This window comes from Nocardia arizonensis, assembly GCF_001310275.1.
GTDB classification, from domain to species: Bacteria; Actinomycetota; Actinomycetes; order Mycobacteriales; family Mycobacteriaceae; genus Nocardia; species Nocardia arizonensis.
In genome coordinates this window covers 90,021-112,935 of record NZ_LGYZ01000048.1, presented here as the reverse complement: position 1 = coordinate 112,935, position 22,915 = coordinate 90,021, and the positions used below count along the sequence as shown (strand labels likewise).

Sequence of the window (22,915 nt, the reverse complement as noted above, 5' to 3'; positions counted from 1 at the left end):
CGCGGTCGAACCGAACTGCCCTGCCGGACCGGCGGGCAGTGCCCTCGAACCGAGATCGAGGCGGTGTACGCGGCTCAGGCCACCGCGGCGCCGAACCACTTCGGGAGTACGCCGAGCAACTCGCGCTGGTCGGCGCCGACCCACGCCACGTGACCGTCCGGGCGCAACAGCGCCGCGGGCACGTCGAGTTCGGCACTGACGTCCACGAGATGGTCCACCCGATCGGCCCACCCCGCCACCGAGAGCATGCCGGTCCGGTCGAGCAGCAGACCGCGGCCGTGCCGCACGGCCTCGTAGAGCCGACCATGTTTCAGGTCCAGATCCCGCAGATGCCGTCCGACCATCGGGTGCTCGTCGCCGAAGTCGTACCGGACCCCGATCGCGGTGATCTTCTCGATCAGGTACCTATTGACCTCCTCGAAGTCCATCAGTTCCGCCAGCAGACGGCGCAGCGCGCGCACGCCCGGTCCGGCGGACAGCAGTTCCATCTGCGCCCGGGTGTTGTCCAGCACGTCGGCGGCCACCGGACGGCGTTCGGCGTCATAGCTGTCGAGCAGGCCCTCGGGCGCCCATCCATCGAGTTCGGCGGCGAGCTTCCAGCCGAGGTTGAACGCGTCCTGGATGCCCAGGTTCAGCCCTTGGCCCCCGGTCGGCGGATGGACGTGCGCCGCGTCGCCCGCCAACAGCACCCGGCCGACCCGATAGCGTTCGGCCAGTCGCGTGGCATCACCGAACCGCGACAGCCAGCGCGGCGAATGCGCACCGAAATCGGTGCCCGCGTACGCCCGCAGCTGTTGTCGGAACTCCTCGAGGGTCGGCGGCGTGCGGTCCTCGGTCACGCCCTCGGCCGGCACGATCACCCGGTACATCCCGTTGCCGAGATGGCCAACCCCGAAGCGCTTCTGGGTCTGACGGACCTCACCCACCACGGCGGCCACCGTCTCCGGGGACTCGGTCAGCGCCATCTCTCCCAACAGCGTCTGAACCCTGGTCGGTTCACCCGGAAAGGCGATGCCCGCGAGTTTGCGCACCGTGCTGCGCCCGCCGTCGCACCCGACCAGATAGCGCGAACGCAGCCGAGTGCCGTCGGCCGACTCCACACTCACCCCGTCGTCGTCCTGACTCAGGCCGACCACCTCGCAGCCGCGCCGAATCTCCACCCCCGCCTCGGTCGCATGCTCTGTCAACAGGCGCTCGGTGACGGTCTGCGGGATGCCGAGCACGTAGTCGTGCGCGCTGTCCAACCCCTGCGGCCACGGCTTGTCCACGGCCGCGAAGAACCCGCCCACTCGGAACTGCTTCCCCGACTCGAGGAACCGCTCCAGCAACCCGCGCTGATCCATGATCTCGATACTGCGCATATGCAGACCGAGCGCCCGAACGTACTCGGTCGGCTCCGCGTCCCGCTCCATCACGAGCACCCGCACCCCGTGTAACCGCAATTCCGACGCCAACATCAATCCCGTCGGTCCGCCGCCGGCAATGATCACATCGAGCATGAAACCCCAATCCGACACAGTTGTTCTCCACCGCGGCCGCGCACACGCGATCTCACGCAGAATCCCGCGAGACCCGTCCACGCGTTTCCGCGGGTTCTGGTTACGGCAGGAGATTGTGCAGCACGCCCGGGGTCTTGCCGCAAGGCCCCGTATGCGTTATAAGTTGAAGTGGGAGGGAATGCATCACCGCTTTTCAGGGAGTCTGGCAGCTTTTTCAGGGAGTCTGGCAAGTTGACGGTCGGGCCACCCGACCAAGCCAACGGTGTAAATGGTTGGTTTGTAGTTACTTTCGGGCTGCCGGACAAGCGTCCGTCGAAGGTGATCTCGAAGGCGTTCATGGCGGCCTTTCACCCTTTGGACCAGCGTTTCCGAGGCGTGCCTTTGCCTCGGCCACGTTACGGGCGGATCGGTCGAACTTCGGCAGGGTCGTGGTCAGCACGACCATGCCGATCGGTGACCGCGGCGAGCGCGTCGTCCAGGCCGGTGCGGTTCTTCCGGGTGGTGCCGGAGAACCCTTTGTCGATGAAGATCCGCTGGCGCGGCATCCCAAGGGCCGGCAGCTGGTCGGTCTGGATCTCGACATCCTGCTCGTCGGTGGAACAGCGGCGATATCCGACGCGGAATGGCTCGCCCATACCCAGGGTGTTCAATATAAGGAGAGTGCACCGTTCCCGGAACACTCTTTCGGAACACCGGTGACCTGGGCGGGAATCGCGCATCGTGGTGTTCCGGTGGCGGATCGGCCTACGGAACACCTCCGAGGACTGCACCTACTGAGCACGGCGCTGTTGACCGCGAACGCATACCGGGCAAATGGCGGACGCGGTGTGGTCAGCGGCTTCGTCGTGCGGTGTGTGCTGCGGCAGGGACGATCGCCAAGGCGAGCACACCGCCGGCGAGCGCCAGCGTGGGGTAGCTGGTGGCGGCGACCATGAGTCCGGACCCCATGCCGCCGGTGGCGCCGGCGATAGCGATGGAGACGTCCACCGCCCCTTGGGTTCTGGCTCGCGTGGCCAGGGGCACGGTGTCGGTGATGATGGCGGTCCCCGCGACGAGACCGAGGTTCCAGCCCATCCCGAGCAGCGCCAGCGCCAGCGCGAGCAGGGCAATGGAGTCACCGGGCGCGAGGCCCGCGAGCACTCCGGCGGCCAGCAGTGTCACTCCGGAGGAGGCGGCGACGGGCAGGCGGCCGTAGCGGTCGACGAGCCAGCCGGTCAGCGGGGAGGGGAGATACATGGCGCCGACGTGGACGGCGATCACCAGCCCGGCAGCGGCGGTGCCGTGCCCATGGTGGAGCATGTGGACCGGTGTCATGGTCATGATCGCCACCATGACCAACTGCGTCAGCGCCATCACGAACCCGCCCACGGCGATGCCCGTGCTCGACATCTCGGTCTCCGGGAGCTCGGTCGTGGCTGAGGTGGCAACGGGATCGGTCGAGCCCAGCTCGCGCGCCAGGAGCAGCGGGTCCGGGCGTAGCCACACCGCCAGCACCAGCGCCGCCAGGGCGTAGGCCGCTGCGGCGAGCAGGAACGGCCCGGCCAGGTAGGGGATGCCAAGGACGTGAGCGAGGCTGCCCGTCGGCGCGGCGAGGTTGGGGCCCACGACACCGCCGAGGGTGGTGGCCACCAGGACGATGGACACGGCGCGGCCGCGATGGGAGGCGGTGGCCAGATCGGCCCCGGCATAACGGGCTTGCAGATTCGTGGCGGTGCCGGCGCCGTAGACGAACAACGCGATGAACAGCAGGATCGGGTTGTCGGCGACGGCGGCGGCGATGACGCCGAGACTGCCGACCGCGCCGGTGAGGTATCCGGCGGCCAGCCCGGGGCGACGGCCCCGAGACTGCGACAGCCGGCCCACGGCGACGGCCGCGAGCGCGGAGCCGGCGGTGAACAGCGCGCTGGGCAGCCCGGCCAGGCTGGTGGAGCCGAGCATGTCCTGGGCGAGCAGCGCGCCGACGGTGATCCCGGCGGCCAGTCCCGCGCCGCTGAGGATCTGTGCGGACATCAGCACGGTCAGGACGCGGCGCTGCGCGTGTGCGATATCGGGGAAAGAGGAGTCGGCGATGCTGGAGGCGCTATGGGTCACGGAGGCGTTCTTTCCTGGCAGAGAGGAGCCCGGGCGCACCCCTCGCGGGGCGGCCCGGATGGTTGATCACGAGCGAACGTTCCAGCGGGCCAACCAGTCTCGCTCCTGTTGCTGTTTCTCCTGGTGGTAGGCGGGTGACGGTTCACGCAGGCTCACCTGCGGCGCGGGCGGGGCCAGGAAGTTGCCTTCGCCCTTGGCCGCGAGGCCGCCGCCGAGTTCCACGTAGCAGGCGCCCTCACCGGTGAAGCGAGTTTCGGGGGCGTCGTAGCCGAGATAGCGGGCCACCTGGTGCGCGGCCACCTCGCCTTCGGCTTCGGCGAAGACCGCCGCCTTGGGCAGCGGTTTGCCGTTGGGCAACAGCAGCGCGGTGCTGTCCCCGACGGCGAACACCCCCGGCGAGGTGGCGGCCAGGGTCGCGGGATCGACGGGAATCCAGCCGCCCGGGCCGAGCCCTGTCGAGGCGACGGCCGCGCCCGGCGCGTGGGGCGGCACGACCGCGAGCAGATCGAAGGATTCGAGGGTGCCATCGGCGAATTCGACCGACCGCGCCTGCGCGTCGATGCCGGTGGCGGACTTGCCGCCGTGGAATCCGATGCCCTGGGCGGCCATCATGTCCACCAGCGCGGTGCCGACCGCTGGACCGGCCACTGGCATCGGCAGCGGATCCGGGGTGAAGACGTCGACGCGCACCGCGCCGCCGGTGAACTTCTCCCCGAGCTGGTCGGCGATCAGGAATGCCGCTTCGAACGGCGCGGCCGGGCACTTGAACGGGACCGCCGCCACCAGCACCAGTACCCGACCGGACGTGAGTTCCTCGACCTGGCGGTGCAGGGCGGCAGCACCGTCGACACTGTAGAACTGGCCCGCCACCCTGGCGTCGAGTGCCTGGATCAGGCCCGGCAAGCGGGAGGTGTCCAGGCTCGCACCCAGGGCGATCACGAGGGCATCGTAGCCGAGGGTTCCGGCCTGCCCGCAGTCGATGGTCCGGGCTTGCAGGTCGATGCGTTCGACATCGCCCGTGAGCAGGTCGACACCGAGCAGGGCGGCCGCGGTGGGGCGCACGGTGGTCTGCTCGGGGGTGCGCCGGCCACGCAGCACCCACAGCAACGACAACCCGAGGCTGCCGGTGAAGGAGCGGTCGACCAGGACGATCCGATCGTCGGCGGGAAGGACTTTGCGCAGTTCGGCGGCGGCGGTCAATCCACCCACACCCGCGCCGAGCACGGCGACGGTTTTGCTCATGGCTTCTGGTTTCCTCTGCTGCTCGAAGGAGGTTGTCAGACGTTGATGACCTGGTCGGCCCAGGCGGTCCATTCGGCCAGCTCCACCATCGAGGAGCGGTGCGCGCCGTCGATGAGCTGGTCGGAACTCATGCCGCGAGCGTCCATGCACGCGCCGCAGTTGCCGATCTCGCCACCGTTCTTGGTGAGCGCGGTGGTCATCTTGGCCAGGTTGTAGAAGCCGTTGGGCACCTTCTGCCCGGCGGTGACGGAGATGACCGCGTCGGCGAAGTTGAACACCTTCACCGCGTGCCCGGCGTCGAGCATCTGCCGGGCCCAGCGGATGCCGTTGTAGGTGCGTTCGGTGCCGTAGGGCGGGTCGTGCAGGACGAAGAGGTAGTTCACGTGTTCTCCCTGATCGGTTGCCACCATTGGGGGCGGGCAAGCGGGCGGCGAATACAATCGCCGGATCTAACGTTGTTCTAAGGAACTATGGAATAAGCTATTCCAAAGAGTATTGGAGAAGCAAGCGTGAGTGAGCCGACCGGCCGCAAGGCGGCCCTATTCGACGAGATCGCCCGCGTCGGCAAGGCGTTGGGCAACGGGCGCAGGTTGCAGATCCTCGACCTGCTCGCCCAAGGTGAGCGCACCGTCGAGGCCATCGCCACCGCGACCGGCATGAACCTGACCACCGCGTCAGCGAACCTGCAATCGCTCAAGTCCGGCGGCCTGGTGGAAGCCCGCCGCGAGGGCACCCGCCAGATCTATCGCCTTGCCGGAACCGATGTCGCTCGCCTGTTCGCGCTGGTGCAGACCGTCGCCGAAGCACACCTGGCCGATGTCGCCGTGGTCGCGGCGGCCGTGCTGGGTGCACCCGAGGACGCCATCACCCGCGACGAGCTCATCCGCCGTCGCGACGCCGGACAGATCACCCTCATCGACGTACGCCCCCACGAGGAGTACGAGGCCGGCCACATCCCCGGCGCCATCAGCATTCCGCTCGCCGAACTGGCTACCCGGCTCACCGAGCTGCCCGCCGACCGCGACATCGTCGCCTACTGTCGCGGCGCCTACTGCGTGATGGCACCCGACGCGATCCACATCGCCCAGCAGTCGGGGCGAGAGGTCAAACGCCTCGACGAAGGCATGCTGGAATGGTCCTTGGCCGGTCTGCCCGTGGAGCGGGTCTCGCAAGGCGCTTCCCCCGCGATCCCATAAGCCGTGTGGGACGGGGCATCACCGCTTTTCAGGGTCGACAGGTGCGCGGTGTCTATCGCGCTGTTGTCGAAAATCGTTGAATCCGGCCTGTACCGGGAGGCGGGGGTTTCGGCGAGATCGTCACGCCCTCGGGTCAGCTCGCCGGGGTTGTGACAAGCGGTGCGATCACGCGACGAGCCAAGTCGCGGGCCACGGAGTCGTCATCGAGATCGGTTGTGGGCAGCAGCATGTAGCCGACTGTGAGGCGGATGATCGCGTCGGCTCGCAGGTCCGGGTCGCCGGGCGGCAGTGTGCCCTCTTCCTGGCCTGCCCGAATGCGTGCGGCGATGAACCGGCGGCCGATTTCGAGGGCGGAGGGGGTGCCCGCGGTGAGCATGTCGAGGAATTCGGCACTGCGGACGGAGTCGGGTTCGTCGGTGAGCAGTCGCCGGCGCAAACGCAGGCAGGCGACGAACGCCTCGGCGATGCGTTCGGTGGGATCGGTGACGGTCAGGAACGTCGTGGTGATCTCGGCGAGGAAGGTGCGCAGCGTATAGGCGACGGCGGCCTCGAACAGCGCGTCCTTTCCGCCGTACTTGCGGAAGAGGGTGGCGCGGCTGACGCCCGACGAGGTGGCCACATCGTCCATGGTCGCGGCGCGGGTACCGCGTTCGCTCAGTACGCGCAGCGCTGATTCGTAGATCCGGGCGACATCGGGTCCGACGGTCGCGGGTGCGACGACCTTCGCCACCGCGCGTCCGAAAATGCTCGTCATCGTGGCGGAAGGGCGCGGCATCCGACCATTGTGGCACTTGAGACTCATTTGTTACTAATAGTCTCATGGATGAGGGAGGCAGCACCCGGCCACGGTCGGCGCCGAGCGAGCCGGAGACCGTTCCCCTCGGGCCGGACTCGGTGGCCTGGAAGGTTTTCGGAGACCTGACGTTCGTACTCGGCGCTTCTCGCAGGTTGTTGATCGATGTGGCGCACCCGGTGGTCGCGGCGGGAGTGCGCGAGCACTCGGTGTTCGAAGCCGATCCGTACGGTCGTGCCGAGCGCACTCTGGACATGATCATGGGCGTCGTTTACGGCAGACGGGAAGCCTTGGTCACCGCCCGGCGGTTGCGTGAACTACACAAGCCCTTCCAAGGTCGCCATCCCGACGGATCGCGTTGGAGCGCACTGAATCCGGCGGCGTTCCACTGGGTGCACGCGAGCCTGGTGCACGGTGTCTACACCCAGCAGCAGGTACTCGGGCGCGGCTGGCGGTCCGGTGAGGCCGAACAGTTCTACCGGGAGATGCGCGGGGTGGGGCGGCTCTACGGTGTGCGCGAGCAGGATATGCCCGCCGACTGGGCCGCATTTCGCGAATGGTTCGAGCGGATGAGCGCCACGACGCTGGAACGTTCCGACATCACCGATCGGGTACTCGCCGTGGTCGCGAAGCCGAAACCGCCACCGATGATCCCCGTCCTCAACCGGCCTCTCATCTGGAACCACACGTTCGGTCCGGTCGCCGGTGCGGTGCTGACGCTGATCACCGCCGGTCTGCTGCCGCCGGACCTGCGCGATCTGCTGGGAGTGCGATGGGGCCGCGGCCGCCGGATTGCGTTCGGCGCGGTGGCCGCGTTGTCGCGCACCGTGATACCGCGCCTACCGAGATTCGCGCGATTGGTCCCGCAAGCGCGTCGAGCCGTGCGCCAGGCAGAGCGCGACGCCGGCCCGACAGGCGTTCGCGCCGGCACGGAGCACAGGTGAGCGGCAGGCAGGTCGCCTCGGGATTTGTCGAGGAACTGACCGTCATCAGCGTCGACGGCACTCGGCTGCACGTGGAGATCCACGGCCGCGCGGACGCGCCGACGATCGTGCTCACCCACGGCGTGCTGTGCGCGCTCGGCTTCTGGCGCCATCAGATCGCCGCGCTGAGCACCGACTACCGCGTGGTGGCATTCGATCATCGCGGACACGGGCGTCGGTGACGTCGCGCGGAACTCGCGGCCGGTCCCGCTGGGATCCGCAGCGAGTGGACCGGGGCAGCGGAGCCCGCGGCTACGGCCGCGGAGGGAATCGCGTGATCGGTGTCGGTCGGGCTGACAGGCTGCGGAGTGGTTTTGTCCTGTTCGTCTGGCTGAGGTTCGCCGACGGTGGCGGAGCGGGCGTGCATCAAAGCCCATAGCGCGACCCGGCCCCGGAATCCTGAAGCTGGCCCCAGCCCCAAAGTAAGGCCGCCTCAAGCCATCCAGGTTCGTGGCTACCTGGCTGAACAGGGCTTCATGTACCAGGTGACACGACCGTCAACGGCACTCGTATCAGGTCGATTCGGCCGCGCGGGTGCGGGTGGCGGTCGGTGTCTCGCCGGTGTGCCTGCGGTAGATGCGCCGGAAGGCCGCCGGATCGGCGTAACCCACCGCGCCCGCGATCACGTCGACGGGTTCGCGCGTGGTCGTGAGTAGGGTGGCCGCCTGCCCGACCCGGAGGCGATGAACGTACTGGGTGGGTGAGACGCCCACGCGGTCGCGGATGCGGCGGGTCAGAGTGCGCGGAGAAACCGCTGCGACACTGGCCAATTCGTCCAGCGATAGTTGCCGGTGCAGATTGGCGTGCACGTGCTGTTGCACGGCGCGCAGCACCGGGTCGGTGGCCCGTAGATGCTCGAGCACCATGTAGCGCGACTGCGACATGCGGGCATCGAGCACCAGGTAGTGAGCTACCTGCTCGGTCAGTGCACCGCCGCCGAGGCGGGCGACCAGCGCCAGCAGCAGATCTGTGTGGGCGAAAGCCGCACCGGCGGTGAGTATTGCGCCGCTGTCGACCACCATGCGATCGGAGTGCACGGTGACATCGGGGAAGCGGCGGGCCAACAGCGGCGCCAGCCACCAAGTAGTGGTGGCGGCCCGGCCCGAGAGCAGCCCCGAGGCCGCGAGCACGAAGACAGCCGAGCAGGAGGCAGCTACCGTAGCGCCGGAATCAGCGGCTCGCCGGATGATTTCGACGGCCTGCATGGTCTGGGGTCGGGTCAGCAGTTCCTCGACACGCGCTTCGCTGGACGCGGACGGCCCCGGCAGCACCAGAATATCGCCGGGTTCGAACTCCGCCGCGCCGAGCGGGGTTTCGGTATCGACGCTGATCAGCCGCCCACCGCTGGATCGGACCGGCAGCCCATCGAGTGATGCGACGCGCTGCCGCAGCCGCCCGCCCGTCGTGTCGCCGGCGATCCCGGCTGCCGTGTCGACGATGTCGATACCGAGGCCGAGTGCACCTTCGAGCACACCGTCCAGCGCGAGGTGGGTAATCATGTGGCGATATTAGACCGAAGAGTGGCGATCTTGCCAATGGCGGTGTGCTGACCTGCTGCGGCAGGGTTTGGGGTGTGCAGCAATCTCTCCCGCAGGATTCTCTCGACGACGACCTCGCCGATTTCGCACCCCGGTCGATCACGCTCGACGGAGTAGCCCGTACGGTGTACGTCAGCGGCATCGGACCGGCGGTCATCGTCATGGCGGAAATGCCCGGCATCAGTCCCGATGTGGCTCGCTTCGCCCGCTGGGTGCGCGACGCCGGGCTCACCGTCTACCTGCCGTCACTGTTCGGCCGCGACGGTGCCTATCCGGAGGCAGAGGCCGGCGTGGAAGTCTTCGAACGAGCCTGTGTCAGCGCGGAATTCCGGGCCTTCGGCGCGGGCAAGTCCAGCCCGGTCGCGGTGTGGCTGCGTGCGCTGGCAGCCCTGGCCCATCGCGAATGCGGCGGTCTCGGCGTCGGCGCGCTGGGTATGTGCTTCACCGGGAATTTCGCGCTCACCATGATGCTCGAGCCCGCGATGCTGGCGCCGGTGCTGTGCCAGCCGTCGCTGCCACTGGATGAGCCTGGCGGACTAGAGATTTCGCCTGGTGAGCTCGCGGCCGTGCGGGAGCGACTCGATCGCGATGATCTCGTGGTGCGCGCCTATCGCTTCGAGGGCGACCGCTTCTGCACCGCGCAGCGTTTCGCCGCCTACGCCGCAGCGCTGGGTCCGCGTTTCGAGCCGCGAGTGCTGCCAGCCGACGCGGCGAATCCCTCTCCGCCGCCGTTTTTCTCGCAGATCGTCGGCTGCCCGCACAGTGTGGTCACCGCGCATCTGGTCGATACGGCGGGGGAGCCGACCGCCGCGGCCCGCGACGAGATCCTGGCCTTTCTCGTGGACCGGCTGACTGCGGACGTCCCGTTGCAGTGACATAGCGTCCACTGCTGGTCCAGCTTCGCGGCCACTTCCGACGTACAGGAATTCTCTAGCCCGCAACACGTTCTCGGCTCAGGTCCAGGCGTGTTGTCCATGTCGAGCCGGAATCGGCCATAAGGGTTGATACTCGACCAGAACAACGGCGACATCGCCCGGCGTTCGTTGTCGCCGATCAGGTCGTGGAATTCCGGATTCTTCAGGACGGCTTGGAGCAGAAGGGTATTGATGTGCACCATCGCCGATTGCAGCAGGTGCAGCGCCGGCATCGAGACCTCGGCGTGTTCGCGGTCGGCGCCGGTGAGCTGGGAGTCCTTGCCGTAGAACACGACGGTGTTGGCGGAGTTCCAGTTCTCCACCACCTGCAACCCGCTGTTGATCTCCCGTCTGAGCTCTTCCGATGCGAGGAAGGCCAGCTTCAGGATTCCCGGGCCCAACCGCGGCAATCGCGACTTCAGACGGATGCGGCCGCTCTGCGGAGGGCGTCGAGACTGTTCTCGGGTGAGGTGTTGAAGCAGAACCGGATTCCCGGCGCCGCGCCGATGATGACATTGACAATGCGCTCGAACAGCAGGGTGTGCTCGGGGAAGGCCCGCACCGCGCCGCCCACCATGACGAGGTCGAACGGCTGGTTCGCCAGCAGATCGCGGATTTCGGTTTCGGCCTCCGCGGGCGACGCGTGGACCATACACGTCGTGACATCGAATTCGGTGTTCTGTAGAGCGGCGTTGGCGACCTCGACTCTGGCGGTGAGTCGTGCCTCGTCCAGATCGGGAAAACGGCTGTAGTCCATGGCTTGTGGATGCAATCCGATGGTCAGTGCCCGCAGGCGTGCGGCTGGACGGAGGACGGTCTATCCCTCGACGACAGTGTTCGAGCCATGGTGCTGCTCATGCCGCGGCTGGTCGGCCGCGCGAAACGCCTGCCGGTCCCCGAAGCGCTGCGTTCGTTCGATTTGGCGCCGCGCCACCTGTCGTTGTTGACGTACGTGCTGCTCGACGGACCGCTCACGGTGAACGAGCTGGCGAGGCGACTGGAGGTGGCGCCCACCACCGTGAGCCTGATGATCGGCGACCTCAGCCGACAAGGAGTACTCGACCGCCGGACCGACGACAGCGACCGGCGGCGAACCCTCGTCGCTATCGCCGATTCACAACGAACGGCGGTAGCGGCCTGGCTCGGCGGCGCGGATCGGGGATGGCGCGCCGCGCTGGGCCCGCTGACCGCCGAGCAGCGCGCCTTGGTCATAACAACACTTCGCGCCTATGAGGAAGCCGTCTCTACCCGCTGAGGTCGGCCGTTGCGCCATCCACCGCGTCGTCACCAATAGGGGTAACCGACTGGCAGGGGCCGGTATTCAGGTAGTCGGTGTAGGGGTGCGGCCAGTCGGGCAGGATCGTGTCATGGGGATGGACAAAACGCGCATGCTTCGGGGCGCGGAGTTGCTCGGCGCCATCGGCGAGGGCTCGTGGATCATGCCGAGGTTCCAGTGTGACTACGGCCATCTGATCAGGATGGGCCGCAACAGTTTCCTGAACTACGACGCGATCGTGATGGACTGCGCTCCTGTCGTCATCGGCCGATGATGTGTCGATCGGTCCGCGTGCGCAGTTGCTGACCGCTCTGCATCCGATGGATAAACGCAGGCTCAACTCGGCGATACTTCTCAATTGGACGCCAACCCCCGGAACTCCGACAGCAGCCCCAGTGTGAAGCCGATGAGCACCGTCAAGCCAGTGAGGGCCAGGCCGACGATATTGCCGCGCTTGACCCGCTCGATACGTCCGGCCTGGTCGAGCCCCTCCTCCTTCGCCGACGGCATGAGGAACAGCACGATCAGGCCGAGGCAGCCGCCCGCGAGGATCCAGGCGAACACCGAGAAGCCGCGCTGGTAGGCCAGCACGCCCATGATCACCATGATTACGATCGGAATGACAATAGACACCGGAGTTTCCCTCTGACAACACAATCCGGTCCGAATCGCCGGATTTCCCGGCCAAGCTTAGCCGGCACCTCGTACCCGAGTTTTCGGGTACGAAAGCTCTTCGGTTGTCTCGGTAATGATCATTACTGAGACACTGCCAAGCTCGTTCGGCTCGGACTGTTCAGCGCACGAAGGTGGAGGAGTGGTCGGCGAGGTCGAGCAGGGGTTGGGGGAGGATGCCGAGGACTACGGTGGCGGCGGCGGTGCCCGCGACGACCATCGAGGTGAGGATGGGGGTGCGGACGGTGGGAGCGTCGGCCGGGGGATCGGTGAAGAACATCAGGACTATCACGCGGATGTAGAAGAACGCGGCGATGGCACTACAGATCACACCGACGATCACCAGGTAGGCGACGCCGGCATGCGCCGCGGCCTCGAATACGGCGAATTTGGCGACGAAGCCGCCTGTGAGCGGTATTCCGGCGAAGGAGAGCAGGAAGAGGGCGAACAAGGTCGCGAGCAGGGGGTTGGTGCGGCCGAGGCCGGCCAAGTCGGCGAGGCCGGTGGCTTCGCCGCCGTCGGCGGAGCGGACAAGTGACACCGCGGCGAAGGCGCCGACGGTGCCGAGGCCGTAGATGACGAGGTAGAACAGGACCGCGCCCACGCTCGAATCGTCGGCCGCGGTCAAGCCGGTGAGCAGGAAGCCCGCGTGGGCCACCGAGGAATACGCGAGCATGCGTTTCACGTCGGTCTGGGTGACCGCCATGACCGCGCCTGCCACCATGGTGGCGATGGCGATGGCGGCGAGGACGGGCCGCCAGTCGTCGCGCAATCCGGGGACGGCGACGTGCAGCACGCGCAACAGTGCGCCGACCGCCGCTATCTTGGTGGCCGCGGCCATGAACGCGGTCACCGATGTCGGCGCGCCCTGGTAGACGTCCGGCACCCAGGATTGGAACGGCACCGCTCCGATCTTGAACAGCAGACCGACCGCGAGCATGGCGACCCCGAGCAGTCCGAGGGTGGAATCGGTGGGCCGGTCGGTGATAGCGGCGCCGATTCCGCCGAGCGCCACGGTGCCCGCCTGACCGTAGAGCAGGGCGACGCCGTAGAGGAAGAACGCCGAGGAGAACGCGCCGAGCAGGAAGTATTTCAGCGCCGCCTCCTGGGACAGCAGCCGCTTGCGGCGCGCGAGTCCGCACAGCAGGTACAGCGGCAGCGACAGCACCTCGAGCGCGACGAACATCGTCAGCAGATCGTTGGAGGCCGGGAACAGCAGCAGTCCGCCGACCGCGAGCATGGTCAGCGGGAAGACCTCGGTGGTGGCGACGCCGGCGCGCACCGCGGCGGCTTCGTCGGCGCTGCCGGGCACGGCCGCGGCCTGCGGGGTGAACGCGTCCACACCGCGTCCGACGGTCGCGGCGGCCAGACTCCACGTGCCGGGCCCGGACCGCGCCTGCGGGCGAGGCTCCACACCGCGTTCGGCCATGAACAGCAGGGCCAGAATAGTGACGACCAGGATGGCGCCCTGGAGGAACAGCGTCACACCGTCCACGGCCACGGCACCGGAGACCGCGCTCGCCGACGTGCCCGCCAACGAGATGACCGCCACCAGCGCCGCTGCCGAGCCGAGCAGCGCAAGCAGCACCTGCACGCCGTAACGCGGTCCCTTCGGCACGAACGCCTCGACCAGCACACCGGCCACGGCCACGCCGAAGACGATGAGCAGGGGGGAGAGGATGCCGTATTCGATACTCGGCGCGGGTACGGCGGCGGCGAGTACGGTCCCGTGTTCGGAGAGAAGGGAATTCACTTATGCCGTCCTTGTCGGAGTGACCCGGGTCGTGTCGCCCGGCAGCGGGTGGCGAATCATCGGTTTCCCTGCCTTTCGGCCGCGCCCGCCTCGGGCAGGGTCGGCACCGACGGTTCGGGATCGTGTTTTCCGATGGTGGTGAGGGTCTGGCCAACGGCCGGATCGATGAGGTCAAGCACGGGTTTCGGATAGACGCCGAGGAAGATCAGCGCGCCGATGAGCGGGACGACCACCGCCAACTCGCGCGGCACCAGATCGTAGAGGCGGTCGTTGCCCTCGCGCACGGGTCCGGTCATCATCCGCTGGTACAGCCACAGCACATACAGCGCCGCGAGGACCAAGGCGACCACGGCGATGGCCGCGGCCCACCGGTAGCGGGTGAATGTGCCGATCAGAACGAGGAATTCGCTGACGAAGGGCGCGAGTCCGGGCAGTGACAGCGTGGCCAGGCCCGCGATGAGGAAGGTGCCCGCCAGCACCGGCGCGACCTTCTGCACCCCGCCGTATTCGGCGATCATCCGCGTGCCGCGGCGCGAGACCAGGAATCCGGCGACCAGGAACAGCGCGGCGGTGGAGATGCCGTGGTTGACCATGTAGAGGGTCGCGCCGGTCTGGCCCTGACTGGTCATCGCGAAGATGCCGAGGATGATGAATCCGAAGTGCGAGATCGAGGTGTAGGCGATGAGCCGCATGACGTCGGTCTGGCCGATCGCCAGCAGCGCGCCGTAGACGATGCCGATGACCGCGAGCGTCACGACCAGGGGCGCGTAGGTGCTCGACGCGTCCGGGAACAGCAGCAGACAGTAGCGCAGCATGCCGAAGGTGCCGACCTTGTCGACCACCGCCATCATCAGCACCGCACTCGCCGGGGTCGCGGCGACGGCGGCATCGGGCAGCCAGGTGTGCAGCGGCCACAGCGGCGCTTTCACCGCGAAGGCGAACATGAACCCGAGGAACAGGGCGTTGAGTACCGCCGGGGCCGCGCCGAGTTGACCGGAGTTGGCCGCGACCATGACCGTGCGCAGGTCGAATGTGCCGCTGCCGTGCGCGCCGAGTTCCTCGCGCGCGGTGAGCACGTACAGGCCGATGACCGCCGCCAACATGATGAGACCGCCGAACAGGTTGTACAGCAGGAATTTCACCGCGGCGCGTGAGCGTTGCCTGCGCAGTGCCGCGTCGCCGACGCGGGGGCCGAATCCGCCGATGAGGAAGTACATCGGGATCAGCATCGCCTCGAAGAACACGTAGAACAGCAGGATGTCGAGTGAGACGAACGAGATCAGCACCATCGCCTCTACCAGCAGGATCAGCGCGACGTAGACGTGGGCGTGCCGGGTGGGGCGCGCACCGGGGACGGTGAAGGTCGGCCGTTCGTCGTGCCAGCCCGCCAGGATGAGCAGCGGCGTCAGCGCCGCGGTGAGCAGCACAAGGACCAGCGCGATGCCGTCGACGCCGAGGGTGTAGCCGGCACCGAAAGCCGGTATCCACGAACGGGATTCGATGAATTGGAACTGGTCGCCGCCGGGCTGGAAGCGCACCGCGATGACGATGCCGACCACCAGCACCGCCGCCGCGAAGCCGAGGGCCACCGCCCGCGCCACTGTGCGCTGCCTGGCCGGCACCAGCATGACGGCCACCGCGCCCGCCACCGGCAGCGCCCACAGCATCGTCAACCAGGGAAAGTCACTCACCAGAGCCTCACTGCCAGCAGGGCGGCGACCACCAGGGCCGCGCCGGTCAACATGGACAGGGCGTAGGACCGCACGAATCCGGTCTGAACCCGGCGGATGCGGGCCGATAGCCCGCCGATCAGTGCCGCGGTGCCGTTGACGACGCCGTCGATACCGCGGTTGTCCAGGAATACCAGCGAACGGGTCAGGTGCTGCCCGGGTCGCATGAACACGCCCTCGTTGACCGCGTCGCCGTAGAGGTCGCGCCGGGCCGCCGCGGTCAGCGGACGCACCGATTGTGGTGCGGTCTCCGGTATGTCGCGCTGCGCGTACTGGTAGTAGGCGACCGCGACGCCGACCGCGACCACGAGCAACGCGAGTGCGGTGACCACGCCCGCGGGCAGCACCTCCTCGGCGTGGTGCTCGCCGACGACCGGCGCCAGCCAGTTCACCAGCGAGGAGCCGAGTACGAACAGCAGCCCGGAGGCGACCGACCCGATGGCGAGCAGGATCATCGGGCCCGTCATGATCGCGGGCGCCTCGTGCGGGTGGGCGTCGTCCTTCCAGCGGCGACGGCCGAAGAAGGTCATCAGCATGACCCGTGTCATGTAGAAGGCGGTGAGACCCGCGCCGAACAGGGTCACCGCGCCGAGTGCGACACCGGCGCCGCCGCCCTGGTCGAAGGCCGTCTCGATGATCTTGTCCTTGGAGAAGAATCCGGCGAACGGCGGGACGCCGATGATGGCGAGATACCCCAGACCGAAGGTGATGTAGGTCAGGGGCAGTACCGTGCGCAGTCCGCCGTAGCGGCGCATATCGGTCTCCTCGTCCATGGCGTGCATGACCGAGCCCGCGCCGAGGAACAGCCCGGCCTTGAAGAAACCGTGCGTGAGCAGGTGCATGATCGCGAAGGCGTAGCCGGCCGGGCCGAGTCCAGCGGCGAGCACCATGTAGCCGATCTGGCTCATGGTGGAGGCGGCTAGCGCCTTCTTGATGTCGTCCTTGGCGCAGCCGATGATCGCGCCGAACAGCAGTGTCACCGCGCCGACCAGCACCACCGCGAAACGGGCGTCGGGCGCGAGGTCGAAGATCGGATTCGAGCGGGCGATGAGGTAGACGCCCGCGGTGACCATGGTGGCCGCGTGGATGAGGGCCGACACCGGTGTCGGGCCCTCCATCGCGTCCCCGAGCCAGGATTGCAGCGGCACCTGGGCGGATTTGCCGCACGCGGCCAACAGCAGCAGCAGTCCGATCGCGGTGAGCGTGCCCTCGCCCGCGCGCGGCGCGGCGTCGAAGACCGGACCGAAGCCGACGGAACCGAAGGTGGCGAACATGACCATCATGGCCAGCGCCAGACCCATATCGCCTACGCGGTTGACGACGAACGCCTTCTTCGCCGCCGTGGCCGCCGACGGCTTGTGGTACCAGAAGCCGATGAGCAGGTAGGAGGCGAGACCCACGCCCTCCCAGCCCAGATACAGCACCAGGTAGTTGTTGGCCAGGACCAGCAGCAGCATGGCGGCGAGGAACAGGTTGAGGTAGGCGAAGAAGCGCCGCCGGGCCGGGTCGTCGGCCATGTAGCCGACCGAATAGATATGGATGAGCGTGCCGACGCCGGTGATCAGCAGCGCGAAACAGACGGACAGCTGGTCGAGTTGGAGGCCGAAGTCCACCCGCAGGCCCGCGACCGGCACCCAGCCGAACATGTCCAGGTGCACCGCGCGTCGGTCCTCGGCGCGCGCGAGCATGGCGGCGAACGCCCACACCGCGACCCCGAAGGAGGCCAGCGCCATCAGGCAGCCCAGCCAGTGACCCCAGCGGTCTCCGACGCGCCCGACCAACATCAGCACGACCGCGCCCGCGAGCGGAAGGGCGGGCAGCAGCCACAGCGTTGCGGTATCCACGTCAGAACTTCAGCAGGTTGGCGTCGTCGACCGAGGTCGAGCGGCGGGCACGGAAGATGGTCATGATGATGGCCAGACCGACCACGACCTCGGCCGCGGCGACCACCATGGTGAAGAAGGCGAAGACCTGACCGTCCAGATTCGCGTGCATCCTGGCGAAGGTGACGAAGGCGAGGTTCACCGCGTTGAGCATCAACTCGATGCACATGAACACCACGATGGCGTTGCGGCGCAACAGCACTCCCGCCGCCCCGATGGTGAAGAGCAGGGCGGACAGGAACAGGTAGTTCTCGGGATTCACCGGTTGCCTTCCTCGTCGGTGGATTCGGGGGCCTCGGTCGCGGAACGGACCGAGATGACGGCCGCCTCGGTCAGCGCCCGGTTGCGGCGGTGGCGCAGGATGGTGCTCACCGACAGCTCCTCGAACGATCCGTCGGGCAGGCGCGCCGGGATGTCGACCGCGTTGTGGCGCGCGTAGACGCCGGGGGTGGGCAGCGGGGTGGCGCGGCCGCCGCCTTCGCGGAATCGGCGCCGCGACATCTCCCGCTGATCCACCCGTGACCCGAACCGTTCGCGGTGCGCGAGCACCATCGCGCCGATGGTGGCGGTGATGAGCAGCGCGCCGGTGAGTTCGAAGGCCCACACGTAGCGGACGAAGATCAGCTCGGCCAGCTCGCCTATGACGTCGCGGCCGGGGAATCCGGTGGCGGGGAAGGTGATCGCGGAGTCGCGCACGCCGTTGGCGATTCCGGTCATGAGCAGCAGTCCGAACCCGACGCCGATGGCGCACGCGGCAGACCGCTGGCCGCGCAGAGTCTCCTTCAGCGACTCGGCGGAGTCGACGCCGACGAGCATGAGGACGAACAGGAACAACATCATGACCGCGCCGGTGTAGACGACGATCTGTACGACGCCGAGGAACAGCGCGTCCTGGGCGATGTAGAACGCGGCGAGGGTGATCATGGTGGCGGCCAGGCACAGCGCCGAATGCACGGCCTTGGGGGCGAAGACCATACCGAGCGCGCCGAGCACGGCGACCGGGGCGAGTATCCAGAACTGCACGGCCTCGGCGGTGGAGGTCGACATCAGCGGCTCGGCGGCGAGGAGTGCGGTCACCGGGCACCTCCTTCGGAGCCCGCGGTCGCAGGCTGTCTGCCGGTGTCCGCGGTGATCGTGCCGCGGTAGTAGTCGCCTTCGCTGGTGCCGGGGATCATGGCGTGCGGCGGTGGTGTCATACCGGATTCCAGCGGGGCGAGCAGGCGGTCCTTCTCGTAGATGAGGTCGGCGCGGTTGTCGTCGGTGAGTTCGTAGTCGTTGGTCATGGTCAGCGCCCTGGTGGGGCACGCCTCGATGCACAGGCCGCAGCCGATGCAGCGCAGGTAGTTGATCTGGTAGACCCGGCCGTAGCGTTCACCGGGGGAGAAGCGCTCCTCCTCGGTGTTGTCCGCGCCTTCGACGAAGATGGCGTCGGCGGGACAGGCCCACGCGCACAGTTCGCAGCCGATGCACTTCTCGAGGCCGTCCGGGTAGCGGTTGAGCTGATGACGGCCGTGGTAGCGGGCGGCCGTCGGCACCTTCTGTTCAGGATAGGACTCGGTGTTGGGCTTCTTGAACATGGTCAGCGCGGTGACCGCGAAACCGGACAGCGGTTCCAGCAGCCCGGACCGCGCGGCGCGGTCGGGGCGGTGTTCGGGCAGCGGCGGGGTCGGGAATCCGAGGAAGACCGGCGAGGACGAGGGCGCCGCCGCGGTCTCCTCGACCGGCGGTGGCGCGCCGGTGGCGCGTCCCGCGCGCAGGAACCGCCACAGCAGCAGCCCGGACAGCAGCAGACCGCCGACGACCAGCGCGGGGGTCTCGATGCGCACACCCTCGGCGTCGAGCACGCGGGCGCCCGCGACCAGCATCACCCACAGCAGCGATACCGGGATCAGCACCTTCCAGCCCAGCGCCATGAACTGGTCGTAGCGCAGGCGGGGCAGGGTGCCGCGCAGCCAGATGAACACGAACAGGAACATCCACACCTTGGCGATGAACCACAGCAGGCCCCACCAGCCGGTATTGGCGCCCGACCACATGTTGATCGGCCACGGCGCGTGCCAGCCGCCGAGGAACAGGGTGGTGGCGAGCGCGGAAACCGTTGCCATGTTGATGTATTCGGCGAGCATGAACATGGCGAACTTCAGCGAGGAGTACTCGGTGTGGAAGCCGCCGACGAGTTCGCCTTCGGCCTCGGGCAGGTCGAACGGGGCGCGGTTGGTCTCGCCGACCATGGACACGCAGTAGATGAGGAACGAGGGCAGCAGCAGGAAGACGAACCAGGTGCCGTACTGGGCCGAGACGATGCCAGAGGTCGCCATGGTGCCCGCGTGCAGGAAGACCGCGGCGAAGCACAGGGCCATGGCGATCTCGTAGGAGATGACCTGCGCGGTCGAGCGCAGGCCGCCCAGCAGCGGATAGGTGGATCCGGAGGCCCAGCCCGCCAGCACGATGCCGTAGACGCCGATGGAGGTGATGGCGAGGATGTAGAGCACCGCGACCGGCAGATCGGTGAGTTGGAGCGCGGTGGTGTGCCCGGCGATGGAGACCGCACCGCCGAACGGGATGACCGCGAAGGCCATATAGGCCGGGATGACCGCGATGACCGGGGCCATGATGTAGATCGGCTTGTCGACGATCGCGGGGACGATGTCCTCCTTGAGCGCCATCTTCACACCGTCGGCGACCGCCTGCAGCGACCCGCGCGGCCCGACCCGGTTGGGGCCGATGCGCATCTGCATGCGCGCCACGATCTTTCGTTCCGCCACCACCGCTACCATCGGGGTGATCAGCAGGAATACGAAGATCGCCAGGGCTTTGACGACGACGAGCCACAGCGGATCGTGTCCGAACAGGGCCAGCGGGTCGGCGCCGGAATTCGTCTGCGCCAGGGTCACGGCGAGCTCATTCATGGCGATGCTCCTTCATCCTCTCGTCGGCGCGCCGGATACGGACGACGCCGCCGGGCTGGACGGCGAGTTGTTCGAGGACGGCGCAGTCGGGGGAGTTCAGCGGCAGCCACACGACCCGATCGGGCATATCGGTGATCATGAGCGGCAATGTGATCGAACCGCGCCGGGTGGCGACGGTGATGGCGTCGTTGTCGTCGGCCCCGATCTCGGCGGCGGTGTGCACCGAAAGGCGCACCACCGGCGGGCGCGCCACTCCCGCGAGGTTGGGTTCCCCGTCCTGCATGCGCCCGCGGTCGAGCAGCATCCGCCACGATGCCAGCAGCGCGGTGCCCTGTTCGGGTCGGGGCACGGGATGGGCGCGGTGGTCGGGGGTTTCGGCGCGTCGTCCCTTCCAGATGCCGAGTTCGGCGAGTTCCGCGCGCGCGGCGGCGGCGTCGGGCAGGCCGAGACGGATGTCCATCTCCTCCGAGATGGCGTGCAGGACACGGTGATCGGAGAGTTTGGCGGCTTCGCGGCGAACCGTGGACGCACCGAGTGCGGCGGCGAAGCGTCGCGGTCTGCCCTCCCAGGTGCGGAAGGTGCCTTCCTTCTCCATGGCCGAGGCGACCGGAAACACGACATCGGCGCGTTCGGTGACCGGACTGCGGCGCAGTTCGAGTCCGACGACGAAGCGGGCGGCGTCGATGGCCGACAGCGCGGCGCCGGGGTCGGGCAGGTCGGCGAGGTCGACGCCGCCGATGACCAGGGCCCCGAGCCCGGGTGCGGCGTCGAGGATGGCACCGGTGTCGCGGCCCGCCGTGCCGGGCAGTTCGGGCACGTTCCACAGGGTGCGGACCTCATGGCGGGCCGAGGCGTCATCGATGGGACGTCCGCCCGGCAACAGTCCGGGCAGCGCGCCCGCCTCGATCGCCCCGCGCTCACCGGCCCGGCGCGGCACCCACACCAGTTCCGCGCCGGTGGCGTCGGCCAGCCGGGCGGCCGCGGCCAGTGCGCCCGGGATGCCCGCGAGTCGTTCGCCGACCATGATCACCGCGCCCGGCCGCCGCAGCAGCCGGGCGGCGGTGGCGGCGCCGCCGGTGTCCGGCGGCACGTCGGTGTTGAGCGCCTCGAGGACATAGGGTTCGGCGCCCGGCACCGCGGTCAGCAGGTGACCCGACATTCGTTCCAGGCCGCGGGTGGCGAAGGGCGCGATGGAGTAGACCGGCACACGGTGTTTGCGGGCGGCCTTGCGCAACCGCAGGTAGACGATCGGCGACTCCTCCTCCGGTTCGAATCCGGCGAGCAGCACGATCGGGGAGTGGTCGAGCGCGTCGTAGTCGACGGTGACGCCGCGGCCCGCCACCCGCGCGGCCAGGAATTCGGCCTCCTCGGCGGAGTGGATACGGGCGCGGAAGTCGACGTCGTTGGTGCCGAGCGCGACTCGCGCGAACTTGGCGTAGGCGTAGGCGTCCTCCTCGGTGACCCGTCCGCCGACCAGTACGCCCGCGTTACCGAAGGCCGCGGCCAGTCCCTCGGCGGCGGCGGCCAGCGCCTCCGACCACGAGGCCGGATGCAGTGTGCCGTCCCAGCCGCGCACCAGCGGGGTGGTGATGCGGTCGGGTTCGGTGGCGTAGGCGAAGGCCAAGCGCCCCTTGTCACAGTTCCATTCCTCGTTGACCTGCGGATCGTCGCCTGCCAAGCGCCGCAACACCTTTCCGCGGCGGTGGTCGGTGCGCTGGGCGCAGCCCGATGCGCAGTGCTCGCAGACGCCGGGACTCGAGACCAGGTCGAACGGGCGGGCGCGGAACCGGTAGCTGGTGCTGGTGAGCGCGCCCACCGGGCAGATCTGCACGGCATTGCCGGAGAAGTAGGAGTCGAAGGGTTCGGCCTGTGCGGTGCCGACCTGTTCCAGGGCGCCGCGGTCCATCAATTCGATGAACGGGTCACCGGCGACCTGCTGGGAGAACCGGGTGCACCGCGCGCACAGCACACACCGTTCCCGGTCCAGCAGCACGGCCGTTGACAGCGGAATCGGTTTCGGATAAGTGCGTTTCACGCCCTCGAAGCGGGTCTCCGGGCGGCCGGAGGACATGGCCTGGTTCTGGAGCGGACATTCGCCGCCCTTGTCGCAGACCGGGCAGTCCAGTGGGTGGTTGATGAGTAGCAACTCCATCACCCCCTCCTGTGCGCGTTCGGCGACCGCGGAGGTCAGCTGGGTCCGCACCACCATGCCCTCGGCGACGGTCTGGGTGCAGGAGGCGACCGGTTTGCGCTGACCCTCGATATCGACCAGACACTGGCGGCAGGCGCCGACCGGATCGAGCAGTGGATGGTCGCAGAAGCGCGGGATCTGGATACCGACGAGTTCGGCGGCGCGGATGACGAGGGTGCCCGGGGGCACGCTCACCTCGGCGCCGTCGATGGTGAGCGTCACCATGTCGGACGGGACGGCCGTGC

Annotated in this window: 21 protein-coding genes and 3 pseudogenes; 6 read left to right on the top strand and 18 right to left on the bottom strand. The window is 68.2% G+C overall.

Going from position 1 to position 22,915, the window contains the following annotated elements; translation table 11 throughout:
- Nucleotides 1-74: 74 nt before the first annotated feature.
- The 5 genes from rox to APZ21_RS07695 form a co-directional block, all read right to left on the bottom strand.
- Entirely contained in the window at nucleotides 75-1,499 is a 1,425-nt protein-coding gene (gene rox / locus APZ21_RS07715; RefSeq protein WP_054812602.1) for a rifampin monooxygenase, read from the bottom strand.
- A gap of 395 nt (nucleotides 1,500-1,894) precedes the next feature.
- Nucleotides 1,895-2,134 carry a recombinase family protein gene (locus APZ21_RS07710; protein WP_239476532.1) on the bottom strand — a complete coding sequence of 80 codons (240 nt, stop codon included), beginning with the start codon at nucleotides 2,132-2,134 and terminating at the stop codon, nucleotides 1,895-1,897.
- 196 nt (nucleotides 2,135-2,330) lie between these two features.
- Nucleotides 2,331-3,509 (bottom strand): MFS transporter, encoded by a 1,179-nt coding sequence (locus tag APZ21_RS07705; RefSeq protein ID WP_156370848.1) that lies wholly within the window; start codon nucleotides 3,507-3,509, stop codon nucleotides 2,331-2,333.
- A 147-nt stretch (nucleotides 3,510-3,656) separates the two neighbouring features.
- On the bottom strand, nucleotides 3,657-4,832 hold the full coding sequence (locus tag APZ21_RS07700; RefSeq protein WP_054812528.1) for an NAD(P)/FAD-dependent oxidoreductase: 1,176 nt from the start codon (nucleotides 4,830-4,832) through the stop codon (nucleotides 3,657-3,659).
- Between the two features lie 35 nt (nucleotides 4,833-4,867).
- On the bottom strand, nucleotides 4,868-5,215 hold the full coding sequence (locus APZ21_RS07695) for a DsrE/DsrF/TusD sulfur relay family protein (protein ID WP_054812601.1): 348 nt from the start codon (nucleotides 5,213-5,215) through the stop codon (nucleotides 4,868-4,870).
- A gap of 126 nt (nucleotides 5,216-5,341) precedes the next feature.
- Between APZ21_RS07695 and APZ21_RS07690 the strand changes: the two genes are divergently transcribed.
- Nucleotides 5,342-6,028: an ArsR/SmtB family transcription factor gene (locus APZ21_RS07690; RefSeq protein ID WP_054812527.1), complete on the top strand. Its 687-nt coding sequence runs from the start codon at nucleotides 5,342-5,344 to the stop codon at nucleotides 6,026-6,028.
- 133 nt (nucleotides 6,029-6,161) lie between these two features.
- On the opposite strand, the gene APZ21_RS07685 is transcribed toward APZ21_RS07690, so the two are convergent.
- Nucleotides 6,162-6,803, bottom strand: coding sequence for a TetR/AcrR family transcriptional regulator (locus APZ21_RS07685; RefSeq protein ID WP_162240315.1), 642 nt, complete (start codon nucleotides 6,801-6,803; stop codon nucleotides 6,162-6,164).
- A 44-nt stretch (nucleotides 6,804-6,847) separates the two neighbouring features.
- Here APZ21_RS07685 and APZ21_RS07680 point away from each other — a divergent pair, with 44 nt between their 5' ends.
- On the top strand, nucleotides 6,848-7,765 hold the full coding sequence (locus APZ21_RS07680; protein WP_054812525.1) for an oxygenase MpaB family protein: 918 nt from the start codon (nucleotides 6,848-6,850) through the stop codon (nucleotides 7,763-7,765).
- Nucleotides 7,762-7,986, top strand: a complete 225-nt coding sequence (locus APZ21_RS07675; RefSeq protein WP_054812524.1) for an alpha/beta fold hydrolase — start codon at nucleotides 7,762-7,764, stop codon at nucleotides 7,984-7,986. The genes APZ21_RS07680 and APZ21_RS07675 overlap by 4 nt, the downstream gene beginning before the upstream one ends.
- A gap of 330 nt (nucleotides 7,987-8,316) precedes the next feature.
- On the opposite strand, the gene APZ21_RS07670 is transcribed toward APZ21_RS07675, so the two are convergent.
- A complete protein-coding gene (locus APZ21_RS07670; RefSeq protein WP_054812523.1) occupies nucleotides 8,317-9,303 on the bottom strand; it encodes a GlxA family transcriptional regulator in 987 nt (328 codons plus the stop codon).
- 74 nt (nucleotides 9,304-9,377) lie between these two features.
- On the opposite strand from APZ21_RS07670, the gene APZ21_RS07665 reads away from it, so the two are divergent.
- Nucleotides 9,378-10,217, top strand: a complete 840-nt coding sequence (locus tag APZ21_RS07665) for a dienelactone hydrolase family protein (RefSeq protein WP_054812600.1) — start codon at nucleotides 9,378-9,380, stop codon at nucleotides 10,215-10,217.
- A gap of 122 nt (nucleotides 10,218-10,339) precedes the next feature.
- On the opposite strand, the pseudogene APZ21_RS36280 reads toward APZ21_RS07665, so the two are convergent.
- Together APZ21_RS36280 and APZ21_RS07655 are read right to left on the bottom strand one after the other, a co-directional pair.
- Nucleotides 10,340-10,657: pseudogene (locus tag APZ21_RS36280) on the bottom strand (Tn3 family transposase); the annotation flags it as partial.
- A gap of 17 nt (nucleotides 10,658-10,674) precedes the next feature.
- A complete protein-coding gene (locus APZ21_RS07655) occupies nucleotides 10,675-11,013 on the bottom strand; it encodes a hypothetical protein (protein WP_054812521.1) in 339 nt (112 codons plus the stop codon).
- A gap of 9 nt (nucleotides 11,014-11,022) precedes the next feature.
- Between APZ21_RS07655 and APZ21_RS07650 the strand changes: the two genes are divergently transcribed.
- Together APZ21_RS07650 and APZ21_RS07645 are read left to right on the top strand one after the other, a co-directional pair.
- Complete coding sequence (locus tag APZ21_RS07650) at nucleotides 11,023-11,511, top strand: MarR family winged helix-turn-helix transcriptional regulator (RefSeq protein WP_054812520.1); 489 nt, start codon at nucleotides 11,023-11,025, stop codon at nucleotides 11,509-11,511.
- Nucleotides 11,512-11,659: 148 nt separating this feature from the next.
- Nucleotides 11,660-11,858: pseudogene (locus APZ21_RS07645) on the top strand (LbetaH domain-containing protein); the annotation flags it as partial.
- A gap of 28 nt (nucleotides 11,859-11,886) precedes the next feature.
- On the opposite strand, the gene APZ21_RS07640 reads toward APZ21_RS07645, so the two are convergent.
- The 9 genes and pseudogenes from APZ21_RS07640 to APZ21_RS07605 all read right to left on the bottom strand — a co-directional run bounded on the left by APZ21_RS07640 (nucleotide 11,887) and on the right by APZ21_RS07605 (nucleotide 22,895).
- Nucleotides 11,887-12,165 carry a hypothetical protein gene (locus tag APZ21_RS07640; protein ID WP_156370817.1) on the bottom strand — a complete coding sequence of 93 codons (279 nt, stop codon included), beginning with the start codon at nucleotides 12,163-12,165 and terminating at the stop codon, nucleotides 11,887-11,889.
- A gap of 160 nt (nucleotides 12,166-12,325) precedes the next feature.
- Nucleotides 12,326-13,957: an NADH-quinone oxidoreductase subunit NuoN gene (nuoN, locus tag APZ21_RS07635; RefSeq protein WP_054812518.1), complete on the bottom strand. Its 1,632-nt coding sequence runs from the start codon at nucleotides 13,955-13,957 to the stop codon at nucleotides 12,326-12,328.
- Between the two features lie 56 nt (nucleotides 13,958-14,013).
- On the bottom strand, nucleotides 14,014-15,648 hold the full coding sequence (locus tag APZ21_RS07630) for an NADH-quinone oxidoreductase subunit M (protein WP_054812517.1): 1,635 nt from the start codon (nucleotides 15,646-15,648) through the stop codon (nucleotides 14,014-14,016).
- Nucleotides 15,645-17,471 carry an NADH-quinone oxidoreductase subunit L gene (nuoL, locus tag APZ21_RS07625; protein WP_239476543.1) on the bottom strand — a complete coding sequence of 609 codons (1,827 nt, stop codon included), beginning with the start codon at nucleotides 17,469-17,471 and terminating at the stop codon, nucleotides 15,645-15,647. Before nuoL ends, APZ21_RS07630 begins: the two co-directional genes overlap by 4 nt.
- Nucleotides 17,472-17,532: 61 nt before the next feature.
- Nucleotides 17,533-17,832 carry an NADH-quinone oxidoreductase subunit NuoK gene (nuoK, locus tag APZ21_RS07620; RefSeq protein ID WP_036536861.1) on the bottom strand — a complete coding sequence of 100 codons (300 nt, stop codon included), beginning with the start codon at nucleotides 17,830-17,832 and terminating at the stop codon, nucleotides 17,533-17,535.
- On the bottom strand, nucleotides 17,829-18,617 hold the full coding sequence (locus tag APZ21_RS07615; RefSeq protein WP_054812599.1) for an NADH-quinone oxidoreductase subunit J: 789 nt from the start codon (nucleotides 18,615-18,617) through the stop codon (nucleotides 17,829-17,831). The genes nuoK and APZ21_RS07615 overlap by 4 nt, the downstream gene beginning before the upstream one ends.
- A gap of 26 nt (nucleotides 18,618-18,643) precedes the next feature.
- Nucleotides 18,644-19,177 (bottom strand): NADH-quinone oxidoreductase subunit NuoI, encoded by a 534-nt coding sequence (gene nuoI, locus APZ21_RS36275; RefSeq protein ID WP_420845271.1) that lies wholly within the window; start codon nucleotides 19,175-19,177, stop codon nucleotides 18,644-18,646.
- Nucleotides 19,113-20,479, bottom strand: a pseudogene (nuoH, locus tag APZ21_RS07610) (NADH-quinone oxidoreductase subunit NuoH). Before nuoH ends, nuoI begins: the two are co-directional and overlap by 65 nt.
- Entirely contained in the window at nucleotides 20,472-22,895 is a 2,424-nt protein-coding gene (locus tag APZ21_RS07605; RefSeq protein ID WP_239476541.1) for an NADH-quinone oxidoreductase subunit G, read from the bottom strand. Before APZ21_RS07605 ends, nuoH begins: the two are co-directional and overlap by 8 nt.
- Between the last annotated feature and the right edge of the window lie 20 nt (nucleotides 22,896-22,915).

Bases quoted from the DNA above. Each gene is read 5' to 3' on its own strand.
- rox (WP_054812602.1), bottom strand. From the start codon at position 1,499: ATGCTCGATGTGATCATTGCCGGCGGCGGACCGACGGGATTGATGTTG.
- APZ21_RS07710 (WP_239476532.1), bottom strand. From the start codon at position 2,134: ATGGGCGAGCCATTCCGCGTCGGATATCGCCGCTGTTCCACCGACGAG.
- APZ21_RS07705 (WP_156370848.1), bottom strand. From the start codon at position 3,509: ATGTCCGCACAGATCCTCAGCGGCGCGGGACTGGCCGCCGGGATCACC.
- APZ21_RS07700 (WP_054812528.1), bottom strand. From the start codon at position 4,832: ATGAGCAAAACCGTCGCCGTGCTCGGCGCGGGTGTGGGTGGATTGACC.
- APZ21_RS07685 (WP_162240315.1), bottom strand. From the start codon at position 6,803: ATGCCGCGCCCTTCCGCCACGATGACGAGCATTTTCGGACGCGCGGTG.
- APZ21_RS07680 (WP_054812525.1), top strand. From the start codon at position 6,848: ATGGATGAGGGAGGCAGCACCCGGCCACGGTCGGCGCCGAGCGAGCCG.
- APZ21_RS07670 (WP_054812523.1), bottom strand. From the start codon at position 9,303: ATGATTACCCACCTCGCGCTGGACGGTGTGCTCGAAGGTGCACTCGGC.
- APZ21_RS07655 (WP_054812521.1), bottom strand. From the start codon at position 11,013: ATGGACTACAGCCGTTTTCCCGATCTGGACGAGGCACGACTCACCGCC.
- APZ21_RS07650 (WP_054812520.1), top strand. From the start codon at position 11,023: ATGCAATCCGATGGTCAGTGCCCGCAGGCGTGCGGCTGGACGGAGGAC.
- nuoL (WP_239476543.1), bottom strand. From the start codon at position 17,471: ATGTTGGTCGGGCGCGTCGGAGACCGCTGGGGTCACTGGCTGGGCTGC.
- APZ21_RS07615 (WP_054812599.1), bottom strand. From the start codon at position 18,617: ATGTCGACCTCCACCGCCGAGGCCGTGCAGTTCTGGATACTCGCCCCG.
- APZ21_RS07605 (WP_239476541.1), bottom strand. From the start codon at position 22,895: ATGGTGACGCTCACCATCGACGGCGCCGAGGTGAGCGTGCCCCCGGGC.